Origin of the sequence: Bradyrhizobium sp. NP1 (assembly GCF_030378205.1) — a bacterium.
Classification (GTDB): Bacteria; Pseudomonadota; Alphaproteobacteria; order Rhizobiales; family Xanthobacteraceae; genus Bradyrhizobium.
Map to the genome: position 1 here is coordinate 3,022,313 of NZ_CP127385.1, position 13,542 is coordinate 3,035,854.

14 protein-coding genes are annotated in these 13,542 nt (G+C 61.9%); 12 read left to right on the top strand and 2 right to left on the bottom strand.

Going from position 1 to position 13,542, the window contains the following annotated elements; genetic code table 11:
- The first annotated feature begins 4 nt into the window (after positions 1 to 4).
- On the top strand, positions 5 to 733 hold the full coding sequence (locus QOU61_RS14225) for a GntR family transcriptional regulator (protein ID WP_289659367.1): 729 nt from the start codon (positions 5 to 7) through the stop codon (positions 731 to 733).
- A 59-nt stretch (positions 734 to 792) separates the two neighbouring features.
- Positions 793 to 2,052, top strand: a complete 1,260-nt coding sequence (locus QOU61_RS14230) for a Glu/Leu/Phe/Val family dehydrogenase (protein WP_289659369.1) — start codon at positions 793 to 795, stop codon at positions 2,050 to 2,052.
- Between the two features lie 323 nt (positions 2,053 to 2,375).
- Here QOU61_RS14230 and QOU61_RS14235 read toward each other — a convergent pair whose 3' ends face one another.
- Positions 2,376 to 3,386, bottom strand: a complete 1,011-nt coding sequence (locus tag QOU61_RS14235; RefSeq protein WP_289659371.1) for a LacI family DNA-binding transcriptional regulator — start codon at positions 3,384 to 3,386, stop codon at positions 2,376 to 2,378.
- 162 nt (positions 3,387 to 3,548) lie between these two features.
- Here QOU61_RS14235 and QOU61_RS14240 point away from each other — a divergent pair, with 162 nt between their 5' ends.
- From QOU61_RS14240 to QOU61_RS14285, 10 genes are all read left to right on the top strand, one after another.
- The gene (locus QOU61_RS14240) at positions 3,549 to 4,301 is read left to right on the top strand and encodes an ABC transporter permease (protein ID WP_289659373.1); all 753 of its coding nucleotides are present in this window, start codon (positions 3,549 to 3,551) and stop codon (positions 4,299 to 4,301) included.
- Positions 4,298 to 5,086 carry an ABC transporter permease gene (locus tag QOU61_RS14245; RefSeq protein ID WP_289659375.1) on the top strand — a complete coding sequence of 263 codons (789 nt, stop codon included), beginning with the start codon at positions 4,298 to 4,300 and terminating at the stop codon, positions 5,084 to 5,086. The genes QOU61_RS14240 and QOU61_RS14245 overlap by 4 nt, the downstream gene beginning before the upstream one ends.
- A gap of 35 nt (positions 5,087 to 5,121) precedes the next feature.
- Positions 5,122 to 5,898: an ABC transporter ATP-binding protein gene (locus QOU61_RS14250; RefSeq protein ID WP_289659377.1), complete on the top strand. Its 777-nt coding sequence runs from the start codon at positions 5,122 to 5,124 to the stop codon at positions 5,896 to 5,898.
- Between the two features lie 90 nt (positions 5,899 to 5,988).
- Positions 5,989 to 6,981, top strand: coding sequence for an ABC transporter substrate-binding protein (locus tag QOU61_RS14255; RefSeq protein ID WP_289659378.1), 993 nt, complete (start codon positions 5,989 to 5,991; stop codon positions 6,979 to 6,981).
- 78 nt (positions 6,982 to 7,059) lie between these two features.
- Positions 7,060 to 8,373 carry a histidinol dehydrogenase gene (hisD, locus tag QOU61_RS14260; protein WP_289659380.1) on the top strand — a complete coding sequence of 438 codons (1,314 nt, stop codon included), beginning with the start codon at positions 7,060 to 7,062 and terminating at the stop codon, positions 8,371 to 8,373.
- 83 nt (positions 8,374 to 8,456) lie between these two features.
- Positions 8,457 to 9,146, top strand: a complete 690-nt coding sequence (locus QOU61_RS14265) for an SDR family NAD(P)-dependent oxidoreductase (RefSeq protein ID WP_354142525.1) — start codon at positions 8,457 to 8,459, stop codon at positions 9,144 to 9,146.
- A gap of 13 nt (positions 9,147 to 9,159) precedes the next feature.
- Entirely contained in the window at positions 9,160 to 10,155 is a 996-nt protein-coding gene (locus QOU61_RS14270; protein ID WP_289659382.1) for a zinc-dependent alcohol dehydrogenase, read from the top strand.
- 251 nt (positions 10,156 to 10,406) lie between these two features.
- The gene (locus QOU61_RS14275; protein WP_289659384.1) at positions 10,407 to 10,727 is read left to right on the top strand and encodes a UxaA family hydrolase; all 321 of its coding nucleotides are present in this window, start codon (positions 10,407 to 10,409) and stop codon (positions 10,725 to 10,727) included.
- Positions 10,728 to 10,734: 7 nt separating this feature from the next.
- Positions 10,735 to 12,009 carry a UxaA family hydrolase gene (locus QOU61_RS14280; protein WP_289659386.1) on the top strand — a complete coding sequence of 425 codons (1,275 nt, stop codon included), beginning with the start codon at positions 10,735 to 10,737 and terminating at the stop codon, positions 12,007 to 12,009.
- A gap of 253 nt (positions 12,010 to 12,262) precedes the next feature.
- Complete coding sequence (locus QOU61_RS14285; RefSeq protein WP_289659388.1) at positions 12,263 to 13,009, top strand: GntR family transcriptional regulator; 747 nt, start codon at positions 12,263 to 12,265, stop codon at positions 13,007 to 13,009.
- 70 nt (positions 13,010 to 13,079) lie between these two features.
- Here QOU61_RS14285 and QOU61_RS14290 read toward each other — a convergent pair whose 3' ends face one another.
- Positions 13,080 to 13,532, bottom strand: coding sequence for a hypothetical protein (locus QOU61_RS14290; RefSeq protein WP_289659390.1), 453 nt, complete (start codon positions 13,530 to 13,532; stop codon positions 13,080 to 13,082).
- Positions 13,533 to 13,542: the final 10 nt, after the last annotated feature.

Sequence of the window (13,542 nt, forward strand, 5' to 3'; positions counted from 1 at the left end):
TGCCATGGCCAAATTGTCAGAAAAATCCAAAGCCCGTTCGAACCAGGCCCCGGTCGCCGAGGAAGGCTCCGAATCGCTGACGGTGGCGCAGCGGATTCGCCAGGAGCTGGAAGACGACATCGTGTTCGGGCGGCTGCGGCCGGGCGAGCGCATCGATGAGGTGGGGCTCGGCCAGCGCTACTCGGTCTCCCGCACGCCGGTGCGCGAAGCGCTCAACTATCTCGCCTCCTCTAGCCTTGTGACCATCAAGCCGCATCAGGGCGCCACCGTCGCGGAGCTCAGCCTGTCGAAGCTCGTGGAGCTGTTCGACGTGATGGCGGCGCTGGAAGGCTTCTGCGTCAAGCTCGCGGCGCGCCGCGTCACGCCGTTCGAGATGAAGCGGATCAAGGAAAGCCACGAGGTCTGTGCGCAATACGCCATGGCCGGCGACGCAATGGGCTTCTTTGAGAAGAACAACGAATTTCACAACCTGCTCTACGAAGCCTCCGGCAACGAGACGCTGATCGAAATGACCAAGGGGCTGCGGCGCAGGGTGGCACCCTACCGGCGCTATGCCACCTTTCAGGGCAGCCGGATGCAGGAATCGGTGAGCGAGCACGCCGCCATCATGGGGGCGATCGAGGCCAGGGACGGCGTTCTTGCCGAGCAGCTCATGGCCAAGCATCTGTCGATGCTGGTCCTCGGATTCGCCGACCTCGTCGCCGCGATCCGCAAGGAGCGGAGTGAGGATTAGCCACTCGCTCCAGCGGCGCCGCAAGCGAACATCTTCGAACAACCATCAGTGGAGGCAACGTGACCGCCTACAGCGGGCCGGTTTTTGACATGGCCGTAAAGCAATTCACCGTGATCGCGGACTATCTTTCGATACCGGAGGACGTCAGGCCGAGGCTGTTGATGCCGAAGCGCGCCGTCACGGTGTCATGCCCGATCCACCGCGACGATGGTACGACCGCGGTGTTCGAGGGATATCGCGTGCAGCACCACCTCACGCTCGGTCCGACCAAGGGCGGCACACGCTTTGCGGCCAGCGTCGATCTCGGCGAGGTCGCCGCGCTGGCGATCTGGATGAGCTGGAAATGCGCGCTGGTCGGGCTGCCCTATGGCGGAGCCAAGGGTGGCATCGGCGTCGACCCCTCGAGCCTGTCGAAGCGTGAGCTCGAGGCACTGTCGCGCCGCTACATGCAGGAGATGATTCCCTTTGTCGGTCCGCACACCGATGTGATGGCGCCCGACATGGGTACCAATGAGCAGGTGATGGCGTGGTTCATGGACACTTATTCGATGTACCAGGGCCGCACCGTCACGGAGATCGTGACCGGCAAGCCGGTCAGCGCCGGCGGCACGCTGGGACGGCGCGAGGCGACCGGGCGCGGCGTCGCCCATCTGACGCGTCGGGTGATGAATGATCGCGGCATCGATTCAAATCGCGCGACCGCAGTGGTGCAGGGCTTCGGCAATGTCGGCTCCATCGCCGCGCTGGAACTGCATCGAATGGGAGTGAAGGTGATTGCCGTGAGCGACCACACCGGTGCGCTGCATCGCCCCGCCGGGCTCGATATTCCCGGGCTCATCGACCACGCCGCGGCGCATGGCAGTATCGCCGGATATTCGAACGAGCTCGTTTTCGATCCGGAGGATGTGCTGACATTGCCATGCGACGTGGTGATCCCCGCCGCAATGGAGCGGGTGATCGACGCGCGTGTGGCGGCCAATCTGCGTTGCCGCATCGTGGCGGAGGGAGCCAATGGTCCGACCACGCCGGAAGCCGACCTGATCCTGGAACGTCGCCAGGATGAGATCTTCCTGATTCCGGACATCCTGTGCAATTCGGGCGGGGTCGTTGTCAGTTATTTCGAATGGGTACAGGATCTGCAGCAACTGTTCTGGGAAGAGGAAGAGGTGATGCGCCGCGAGTACCAAATTCTTGATCGCGCTTTCGATCGCATGGTGATGCGCGCCGCGCGCGACAAGGTGTTTAACCGTACCGCCGCCATGGCGATCGGGGTGGATCGCGTCCGCGGCGCCAAGGAGACGCGTGGCCTGTTTCCCTGAGTGCGGTTGGCGGGTTGGGGCCGTTCCGGTTCCCGGCAGGATTGAGCCGTTTCGTGTCGAGGCCAGCAATGGCGAACGAGCGCGGCCCTGCCTTCGTGTCGTCGGATACGCGCGATATAAGGAAGGGCGGCATATTCATGATCGACATGCACGGGACGCGGGACCTCGCGGCTCGACAAGAGGCTGGCGAAGAACAGGAGCGAGCAACCGGCTCAAGCATGATGCGCGGGGCGGGACCGCTCGACAGTGCGGGCTGTATGTCGGCAAGAGGCGGAACGGCAGCAGCAATTGATGAAAAGCTGCCGGGTGCAAGCGAGACCCGACTATTCCACCCTAGCCGTCGATTTGCGCGGCGCCAGTTCGATCGGCAAATCGATAACACGACGCGTTGCCTCGCCAGCGATGTTTTGCAGCAGGCAGTTGGCCGCGATCTCGCCGATCCGGCCAACGGGTAAATGGACGCTCGTCAGCGACGGGAAGATATGGCCGGACATCTCAATGTCATCGATTCCAACCACCGAGAATGCTCCAGGAATAGCAAGGCCGCGCGAATGGGCTTCCTCGATACAGCCGATGGCGAGAATGTCGATCCCTCCGATAACTGCCGTCGGCGGGTCCTCGAGCGCCAACATCAGGGCGCAGCCGGTTCGGCCGCCTGCAAGTGTCAGCGGCTGTTCGGTTACGCGCCAGTCCGGAAGGTCGAGGCCTGCATCGGAGAGTGCGGCGCGCATTCCCGCAAGCCGCGCCGCCTGCCGGTCATTGAACTGAAGCGCGCCGATCACAGCGCCGATCCGCTTGTGCCCGAGTTCGATGAGGTGCTGCGCGGCAAGACGCCCGGCCTTTTCATTGTCGACTACGACGGAAGCAAAGCGGTCGCTGCCGCACCAGGTCAGAACAACCGCAATGCCGGAGGCGCGGAGCATCTCCCAGGTGGTCTCGGGTCGCTGCGCGCCGACAAGCATGAGGCCATCCACGCCTCGTGTGAGCAGGGTACGAACAGCTTCGGCTTCGGCCGCCGCGCTGTAGTCGTGCGAGGCGATCAGCAGCTGGTAGCCCTGTTGCGATAAGGTCAGCTGCATGGATTGCAGCGCACGCGAGAAGATGGCGCTGTCGAGCGTAGGGACGACAGCTCCGATGGTCATCGACCTGCCGGATGCGAGCGCTCGCGCTGCGCCATCCGGGACATAACCGAGGTGGATCGCACTTGATCGCACTCGCGCCAGAGTCTCGGTACTGACCAACTCGGGCTGCGCGATTGCACGCGAAACGGTCGCTGCGGAAACCCCCGCATGGCGCGCGACGTCCAGTAGCTTTACCTTTCGATGCGTGACCATCTTAGAATCTTCGGCCGTCCATGAAAGTCTTTTCATAAACGGGTCTGGCGAAAAACGCAATTAATTGCCGTTGACAGGCGCGAAGCGACGGTAGCTAATGAAAGCGCTTTCATAAAGCAAGCAAATCTGAGGATGCGGGAGCGGCGGCGAGGGTGGATCGGGTTGGCGACGTTTGCAGTGCTGGTGGCGCTGTGGTTCGTCGTGACCAGTGCCGGGATCGTCACGGCTGGGCGATTTCCGTCTCCGCGGGATTTCTGGCTGGCGCTTGTTCAGATCAGCATTCACGGCTACGCGGGCGGCCAGCTCTTCACCCATGCGCTTCACAGCCTGCTTCTCGTTGTGGCCGGCTTTTTGGTCGCGGTGCTGACTGGCGTGCCGCTCGGCTTGTGGATGGGCTGGAGCCGCCGCGCCGAAGCGGCGATCAATCCGGCATTCCTCATCATTCGGCCGATTCCTCCGTTGGCCTGGATTCCGCTCGCTATCCTCTGGCTGGGGCTCGGTGATGCGGCCAAGATCATGGTGATCTGGTTTGCCGCCTTTGTGCCCTCGGTCATCAACACCTTCAGCGGTGTCCGCACGATCGATCGGCCGACTATCGAGGCGGCGCGGATGCTTGGCACGCCATCCGGGCGGTTTGTCGCCGAGATACTCATTCCCGCGGCGTCGCCCATGATCTTCACCGGCTTGCGCCTCTCGTTGCAGGCGGCCTGGACGACCTTGGTCGCGGCCGAACTGGTCGGCGCGCTGGTCGGGCTTGGCTTCGTGCTGAACATGGCCCAGCAGGATATCTATCCAGGCATGATCCTGGTCGGGATGCTCGCCGTAGGCGTGCTCGGGTTCCTTACGACCAGGCTGTTGGGCGAATTGGAGCGCAGGGCGCTCGCATGGAATGCGGCCGCGGGGAGCGGACGATGATGGATCGGCCTCTCACTGCCAAGGAAACCTTTCTTTGGAGTCTGGTCGGACTTTTCGTGTTCTGTGGGTTTTGGACGCTGCTGTCGACATCGGGCCTCGTTCCTCGACAATTCCTGCCGACGCCGCTCGATGTGATTTCGCGCTTGATCGAACTGCTGACCAGACCATTCGCAGGGGCAACCTTGCCGCAGCATCTCGTGGCGAGCGCCGGCCGCTATCTCTATGGGCTCACGCTGGCCGCGTTGATCGGCATTCCGCTGGGATTGCTCATGGGCTGGTTCAGATTGCTCGATGATATCCTGTCGCCGATTTTCGAGTCGCTGCGGTTCATCGCGCCAATCGCTTGGGTGCCCTTTGCTGCGCTGTGGTTCGGCACCGGAATCGGCGGTCCAGTGATGATCATCTTCGCCGGAGCTTTTCCGCCCTGCCTGATCAATGCTTATCGTGGCGCCCGCTTCGTCGATCCGCGCCTGATCGAGGCCTCGCAAATGCTGGGCACGGGGCATGTTCGCACGATTGTCGAGATCCTGTTGCCGGCGTCGATCCCGTCGATCGTGGCCGGTCTTCGCGTGGCGGCTGGTCTTGGCTGGCAATCCCTGGTCGGTGCCGAGCTTATTGTCGCCGCAAGCGGCGTGGGCTTCATGATGGTGCAGGCTCAGGCCAATGTGTCGACGCAAACCGTGATGACCGGAATGATCGCGATCGGGTTTGCCGGCATGCTGATCGATGTCGTGTTGCGCCATGGCGAGGCCTTGATCCTGCGCCGGCGCGGCATCGGCGCCTAGGGGACATCGGAATGGGCTCAATCCGGTTTGAGAGGGTGAACAAGGTCTTCGGCCCGAAGAAGGCCAGCGTGAAAGCACTCGACGACATCAACCTTGAGATCGCCGAAAAGGAATTCGTCGCAATCGTCGGCCCGTCAGGTTGCGGCAAGACCACGTGTCTTCGTATTGTTGCCGGCTTTGAGCAGCCAACGTCGGGGACGGTGACTGTGAACGGTCGACTCGTGACCACTCCAGGTCCTGACCGTGCGGTGGTCTTCCAGCATTTCGCGCTGTTCCCGTGGAAAACTGTACGCGAGAACATCGAGCTTGGCTTGCGCAACAAGGGGGTTGGCCGGTCAGAACGCGACGGTCTCATCGCCGATGCGCTGAAGCTGATGGGGCTTGAAACCCATGCCGACGCTTTTCCGCATCAACTTTCCGGTGGGATGCAACAGCGGGTCGCTATCGCGCGGGCTTACGTCCTGAAGCCGGAGGTTCTGCTGATGGATGAGCCGTTCGGTGCGCTCGACGCGCAAACCCGCGTCGTCATGCAGGAAGAGTTGGTACGGCTAGCGCGTGTCAATCCGCGCACGGTCCTCTTCATCACCCATTCAGTGGAAGAAGCGGTTTATCTCGCTGATCGCGTGGTCATCATGACTCGCCGGCCTGGTCGCATCAAGGAGCTTCTCGACGTCAGATCGACACGCGAGGCGGAAAACTGGAATCGATTCTCGAGGATCGAGGATGTCATGGATCAGGAATCCTTTGTCCGCCTGCGCACGCACGTCTGGAAATCTCTTCGGGAAGAAAAGCACGATAGCTCATCGCGCTGACACATCCGTTTCAATTATAAAACTGGAGGAAAGGTCATGGTCTCAAAGGCAATCAAGGCGGCAATAGCGGCCGTTGTTCTGGTTGTGCCGATGCACGCAGGCGCGCAAACCGCAATCGGCGTCAGTTACCAGCCGTCGCTCTACTGGGCGCTGCCGTTCCACTACGCGAATGTCAAGGGATGGTGGAAGGAAGTTGGTCTTACGCCAACCTTTTCGACGTTCCCGGCCGGCGCTCCGCAGATTGCAGCGTCAGCAGCCAAGTCCTGGGACGTAGGAGGCACCGGCTCCGTTCCGGCGGTGCTTGGTGCCGCCCGCTTCAATATCCTGACCATCGGCATCACCAATGACGAGTCGAAGACAAATGCCATGATGGTGCGAGGCGACAAGTTCGACGCCATCGCCGCGAATCCGAAGCTTTTGAAGGGGCAGCGGCTGCTTCTGACGACCAACTCGACCGTCGACTATGCCTCGCGCAAGTGCCTTGCCAAATTTGGGCTGGCGCAGAGCGACATGCAGTTTGTCAACCTCGGGCAGGCCCAGATCATCACGGCGATTACATCCAATAATGGTGATATCGCGGGTGTCTGGGCTCCGAACACCTATACGCTCGAAGAGCGTGCGAGTGCCAAGTATCTCTGTTCGGGAGCCGATTCGGGTGCGGTCGTTCCCGGCGCGCTGGTCGTTCGCGCGGACTACGCCAAGGAGCACCCCGACGAGGTTGCCAAATTTCTGGCTGTTTACCTGCGCGGCTGGTTGTGGGCGAAAGCCAATCCTGCTGAAGCCCGCAAGCTCGCTCTCGATTTCTACAAGGAAGGCGGACTTGAGACGAGCGCCCAGGCGATGGAGCAGGAGTTCGCCTTGCGGCCGACTTTCTCGCTCGACGAGCAGCTGAGCCTGATGTCGCGGGCGACCGGCGCTTCCATCGTAGACGGATGGTTTTCGAAAATCGGCAAGTATCTTACCGAGGTCGGGACAATCCCGTCCGATCCCGATCCGAAATCCTTCATCTCGGACGAAATCATGAAGCGCGTCGCCGCCGATCCGAAGCTGCGCGCCTTCGCCACGGAACTCAACCAAAAATAGGCGTTGCAGGAAGATCCGGCCGCGGCGTCGGCCGGGTCTTCGCAGCGTCCCGCAGCACAGCGAAGAGGTGAAATCCGTATGTCCGTCACTTACTTGAAGAAAGCGGCGAAGTCCCCCGAAACCGAGACTGAAGCAGCTCGTGCAGTCGTCACAGAGATGCTCTCGGTCATCGAGGCGGGCCGCGAGCAGGCGGTGCGCGATTACGCTGTGAAGCTGGACAAATGGTCGGGCGCGATCGCGCTGGACAGCAAGTCGATCGAGATGCGGACACGTGACATTCCGCAACAGGTAAAGGACGACATTGCATTCGCCGCAGGCAATGTGCGTCGTTTTGCCGAGGCGCAACGGGCTTCGGTGCAGGATTTCACGTTCGAGATCGCCCCTGGCCTTCAGCTTGGCCAGAAGCTGGTCCCCATCAATACGGCCGGGTGTTACGTACCGACCGGACGTTACGCGCATATCGCGTCGGCTTACATGTCAATCGCCACGGCGAAAGCTGCGGGCGTGCGAACCGTCATCGCTTGCTCCGCGCCCTACAAGGGAGAGGGGATCCACCCCTATGTGCTTTACGCGATGCACGTTGCCGGCGCCGACGTCATCATGTGTCTCGGCGGCGTGCAAGCAATTGCGGCTATGGCGTACGGCCTCTTCACGGGCCGCAAGGCCGACGTCATCGTCGGGCCTGGCAACAAGTTTGTCGCCGAGGCCAAGCGCATGCTCTTTGGCAAGGTCGGCATCGATGTCTTTGCCGGCCCGTCGGAGGTTGCCGTCATTGCTGATGAGAGCGCAGATCCTCTCATCGTCGCGACCGACCTGGTCGGACAAGCAGAACATGGGCACGAGAGCCCAGCGTGGCTGATCACCTCGTCCCGCCGCATCGCCGAGGAAGTATCCCGCATCGTACCGCTCTTGATAGAGCGCCTGCCGGCGACCGCGCGTGAGGCGGCCGCTGCGGCGTGGCGAGACTATGGAGAGATCGTGCTGTGCGATACTCGCGACGAGATGGTTGGGGTCTCGGACACTTACGCGTGCGAGCACCTTGAGGTGCACTGCGCGGACCTCGACTGGTGGCACGCTCAGCTCACGAACTATGGGTCGCTTTTCCTTGGTGAGGAGACGAATGTCGCGTTCGGCGACAAGGTTTCGGGGCCCAACCATATTCTGCCGACGAAGTTTGCAGCGCGTTACTCGGCGGGTCTCTCGGTACACAAGTTCCTGAAGCCGCTGACCTGGCAGCGCATGACGCAGGAGGCGTGCAAGGTCATCGCACCGATCTCCGCACGCATATCTCGCCTCGAGGGCATGGAAGCGCATGCGCGAACGAGCGATGTTCGGATGGAGAAATATGCGCCAGGCTCGAATGCCGATCTCGGCGCTCCGGTGGGGTCGTGATGAGCTTCAGGCTCGCATCCCTCTTTGACCTGACCGGACGGGCGGCGCTGGTCACCGGCGGCAACAGCGGCATCGGCCTGGCGATGGCGCGCGCGCTTGGTCTTGCCGGAGCGAAGGTTGCGCTCGTGGCGCGCCGTGTCGCCGAATTGGAGAAGGCGCGTGCCGGATTGTCGGACGACGGGATATCCGCCGCCGTTATTGTGGCCGATCTGGCGTCGCCCGATGCGGGAATTGTCGTTGCCACATCGGCAGAACAGCTCGGTCTGTCATTCGACATTCTGGTCAATGCCGCCGGCGTCAATTTTCGACAAGCATTCTGCGATGTCAGCGCAGAAGCATTTGATCTTCACATGGCCTTGCACCTTCGCGCCCCATTTCTGCTGACAAAAGCTCTTGCGCCGTCGATGGCCGCAAGAAGGTGGGGGCGGATTATCAACATTGCCTCGTTGCAGAGTTGGCGCGCGTTCCCGAACTCTGCGCCTTACGGCGCAGCCAAGGGGGGCGTGTTGCAGCTAACGCGGGCAATCGCGGAAGAATGGTCGCCCGTCGGGATCACCTGCAACGCCATTGCGCCGGGCTTTTTTCCGACGCCGCTGACCGCGCCGGTGTTCGGCGATGTCGAGCGCGCGCGGCGGCTCGCGGCGCAGACGGCCATCGGTCGAAACGGCGATCTCAATGATCTGACGGGCGCGACGGTGTTCCTTGCGTCGGAGGCGGCAGCCTATGTGACCGGGCAGACGCTGGCGGTCGACGGCGGGTTCACCGCGAAGTAAGGAGGCGCGTCAGGTGAGAGCTCTTGTTTATACCGGTCCGAATGCGCTCGAGCTTCGCGAGGAAAGCGACCCCGTACCGCTCGCCGATGAAGTGCTGGTAAAGGTCGAGGCCGTCGGTATTTGCGGTTCCGACATGCACGCCTATCACGGCCACGACTCGCGACGACCGCCGCCGCTTATCCTCGGCCATGAGGCGGCTGGTCGAGTCCTGACGGGTCCGCGCACGGGGGAGCGCGTCACGATCAACCCGCTCGTCGTCGATCCGACCTGCCCTTATGCGATTGCGGGGCGGTGGCACCTGTCACCCACGCGCCAGATCCTGTCTATGCCGCCCCGGCCTGGCGCATTTGCCGAATATGTGCGGGTGCCTGAGCGCAATCTTGAGCATATCCCGGATGCGTTGCCGATCGAGCACGCCGCCCTCGCTGAACCGATCGCGGTGTCCTGGCATGCCGTGCGACTCGGTATGGAGCGGCTTCTAGCGCCTGCGGCGTCAGCGTGTACCGTCATTCTCGGCGGCGGCGCCATCGGACTGACGGCAGCGATCGTGGCGCGGCATTTCGGCGCGACGGATCTGCGCGTCGGCGAAACAAACCCGCTTCGCCGCGACATGCTGCACCGCGCAGAAGGCATCGAGACCTATGCGCCCGGCGGCCCCTCTGAACCGGACGAGAGTAGTGTCGATCTCGTCATTGACGCGGTCGGAGCCCTGGCGTCACGGGCCGCAGCCAGTCGCATGGTCCGCCCGGGCGGGGTGATCGTCCATCTTGGCCTGCTGCCCGGCGCCGATGGGCTCGACATTCGCAAGGTCACGCTCCAGGAAATCACGTTTACAGGATCGTATTGCTACACACCGATGGACTTCAAGCAGACCGTCGCGGCGATTGCTGGCGGTCGGCTCGGAAAGCTGCGTTGGTTCGAGGAGCGCACGCTGTCAGACGGCGCGCGAGCATTTGCCAGCATTGATGCAGGTGCTGTCGCCGCAGCCAAGGTCGTCTTAAGACCTTAAGCGCGAGATGACTCCCAAGGCCTCGTGCGATCGGCCGAGTCGGCGTGCTTGCGGATAGTGCGCCGCGCTGGCCGTCGTCGTGTCGTTTTTGTCCCTCGCTGCCATCAGCACTGCGCCGATCAGGCCTCGGCCGTGCCGTGCAATCCGCAGGGCGGCCCCGTCAAAAAGAGGCGGGATCGCCATCTGATGGCTTGATCCAATATTTAATATCTTATATAAGATATGAAATAGAGTGGGGAGGGGCATCAATAATGGCAGTTCAAAGGGGTACATCGGACAGGAAGGGCGGCGTCCCGCACGTTTTGGCCCATAATCCGAAGGACAATGTCGCCGTCGTGGTGGTAGAGGGCCTGAAGGCGGGGACCAAGGCCCTGGGGGTCGTCACCGAAGATGATTCCACCTTTATCGTCGATGTGAAGGACGACGTGCCGATCGGGCACAAGGTCGCCCTGACCGATCTCTCCGATGGCCACACCGTGATCAAATATGCACAGGACGTCGGCCGCATGACGGCAGCGGCGGCGAAGGGCCGCCACGTCCATACGCACAACATGAAGACGAAGCGTTGGTGAGGATGCCATGAGCACACTGGCAATCACGAATGAACTATCCTCGGCGTTCGTCGGCGGCGCGCCCGATCAATTGACGACGCGCGCATCGCCGGGCAGGCGCGCCTCTGCGGATTTCAGCCATGCGAAGTTCACGGGTTGGCGCCGCGAGAACGGCCGTGTCGGCATACGCAACCACGTCGTCATCCTTCCGCTCGACGATCTTTCGAACGCCGCGTGCGAAGCGGTGGCGAACAATGTGAAGGGCGCAATGGCGTTGCCCCACGCCTATGGCCGGCTCCAGTTCGGCGAGGACCTCGAGCTGCATTTCCGTACCCTGATTGGAATTGGTTCCAATCCGAACGTCGCGGCGGTGGTCGTCATCGGGATCGAGGATGGCTGGACCGGGCGCGTCGTCGACGGTATCGCCAAGACTGGCAAGCCGGTCGTCGGCTTCGGCATTGAGGGGCATGGCGACATCGCGACCATCGCAAGGGCGAGCTACCAGGCCAAGCGGTTCGTGCAGTGGGCGTCGGAGCTAGCTCGCGAGGAGTGCCCGATTTCTGACCTCTGGATATCAACAAAGTGTGGTGAGTCCGATACCACCACTGGGCTGTCGTCCTGTCCGACCGTCGGCAATATGTATGACAAGCTGATCCCGGTCGGCATCCATGGCGTATTCGGTGAAACCTCAGAGATCACCGGCGCCGAGCATCTCTGCAAGGAGCGCGCCGCAACGCCCGAGATCGCCGACAAATGGTACAGGATGTGGAAGGCGTACCAGGAGGAGGTAATTGAGGCGCACAAGACAAACGATCTCTCCGATTCCCAGCCGACCAAGGGCAACATCGCCGGCGGCCTGACCACCATCGAAGAGAAAGCACTCGGCAACCTGGAAAAGATTGGCCGCAGGTGCCGCTACATCGATGCGCTGCAGCCGGCTGAGACGCCGACCAGGGGACCGGGTCTCTACTACATGGACTCTTCATCGGCAGCAGCCGAGTGCGTCACGCTGATGGCGGCGGGCGGCTACGTGGTCCACACTTTCCCGACCGGGCAGGGCAACGTGATCGGCAATCCCATCGTTCCGGTGATCAAGATCAGCGGCAACCCGAAGACGCTGCGTACCATGGGCGAGCACATCGACGTCGACGTCACCGGCGTGCTCCATCGCGAGATGACGCTTGATCAGGCCGGCGACGCGCTGATCGACATGATCATTCGCACCAGCAACGGCCGCCTGACGGCAGCGGAGTCGCTTGGTCATCGCGAGTTTTCCATGACAAAGCTTTATCGAAGCGCCTGAACCGGCGAAGGTGGGTTCGTGCCCGCCGCATGTTGCCGCGTCGAGCGTCGCACGCGCAGGCGCCGCGGGCTATGGAATGAATGAGGGTGTCGGCAGCGCCGCTCACGAGCCGCGATCCGGACTGGTGGACCTTGCTCTCTCGAAGGTGCGCGGAGTGACGATCACTTTTGGCTCGGGGTTGACATGTGCGCGCGTTGCCTACGGCAGAACGATATCTTATATCTGATGTCTTCCGGGGAGGGCCTGGATTCGCGTGACCGATAAAGCATCTTCACCGATCGGGCTGACTGCGTATCAACCACTCTATGCGCAGGTGAAAGCCTTGCTGCTCAAGCGCATTGGCTCCGGAGGCTGGAAACCCGGCGAGATGCTTCCAAACGAGAATGAATTGGCGGCCGAATACAAGGTGAGCCAGGGAACGGTGCGCAAGGCGCTGATGGCGCTCGAGGCCGACAAGATGCTTGTCCGCCGCCAAGGCGTTGGCACTTTCGTCGCTCGCCACTCGCGCGATCAGGCCCTCTTTCAGTTCTTCCGCATTGTCGATCTGGATGACAGCCGGTTGACACCGACCAGCAAGGTGCTCACGCAACGCATTTTGCGTGCAAAAAACGATCAAGCTTCGCGATTGTCGATCGAGCCGGGTGCGGAGCTGCACGCGATTGTCCGGGTTCGATACCTCAATTCCATTCCCGCTATCTTCGAGAGGATTTTCGTACCGGTCGTCCTGATGCCCGATCTCGCAGTCGAGGAGGGCAAGGAGATGGGCGACGAGATGTATGTGATCTACCAGGAACGCTTCGGTATCAGCATAGCGCGCGTCGCGGAGCGATTGGCCGCTGTTGCTGCCACCGCCGAGGAAGCGCGCCATCTAAAGCGCGAGGCGGGGGCCCCATTGCTCGAAGTGCTGCGCGTTGCGTCCGACGTGAATGGACGGCCGGTGGAACTCCGGGTCAGCCGCTGCGACACTGCCCAAAGCCGCTATGCCGCGGACATCCAGTGATGCGGCCTGCTGAAGCAGCGGTCGCTGGTTAAGGGTCCTTGATCGAACGCCAAGCCGCCGCCGGGCGGGCTCAATGGTCGAGCAGGCGCCTGGCGGCGCGCCTGACATTTTGGATCATCAACATTGCCTGCGGGTCGTGCGTCGGCCGAGCGTCAACGACAGCTTCTTTTATCCTTCCCAATCTGTGCGACGGTTTTGATGTCTGACCACCGATCGGCCGGGCAATGCAAGCCAATCTGAATTTCAGAGATTGAGAGCTGGCGCGCTTTAGCGGCCGTTCGTTCCGGTCCCTTTGCTGACCGATATCGAGCGTTTGGAACGTCATCAAACGCCCGGCCAGATTCCACGCCCAGGAAAAACGCAAATGCATGCGGCGCGTTTCGCCCGAGACGCGCACCATCGAGCCCGTCCAGCGACGGCCTGGCACGCTTGACTTGCGGCGGATTTGTTGAATAGTAGTCAAATATAAGAACGATGTTCCGATAAAAGGAACATCTTCGGCGACCTGATCGTCGCTGCGCAATCCAGAAAGC

Coding starts and splice junctions, on each gene's coding strand:
- hisD (WP_289659380.1), top strand. CDS start 7,060: ATGTCCGTCACTTACTTGAAGAAAGCGGCGAAGTCCCCCGAAACCGAG.
- QOU61_RS14280 (WP_289659386.1), top strand. CDS start 10,735: ATGAGCACACTGGCAATCACGAATGAACTATCCTCGGCGTTCGTCGGC.
- QOU61_RS14255 (WP_289659378.1), top strand. CDS start 5,989: ATGCACGCAGGCGCGCAAACCGCAATCGGCGTCAGTTACCAGCCGTCG.
- QOU61_RS14275 (WP_289659384.1), top strand. CDS start 10,407: ATGGCAGTTCAAAGGGGTACATCGGACAGGAAGGGCGGCGTCCCGCAC.
- QOU61_RS14265 (WP_354142525.1), top strand. CDS start 8,457: ATGGCGCGCGCGCTTGGTCTTGCCGGAGCGAAGGTTGCGCTCGTGGCG.
- QOU61_RS14245 (WP_289659375.1), top strand. CDS start 4,298: ATGATGGATCGGCCTCTCACTGCCAAGGAAACCTTTCTTTGGAGTCTG.
- QOU61_RS14235 (WP_289659371.1), bottom strand. CDS start 3,386: ATGGTCACGCATCGAAAGGTAAAGCTACTGGACGTCGCGCGCCATGCG.
- QOU61_RS14225 (WP_289659367.1), top strand. CDS start 5: ATGGCCAAATTGTCAGAAAAATCCAAAGCCCGTTCGAACCAGGCCCCG.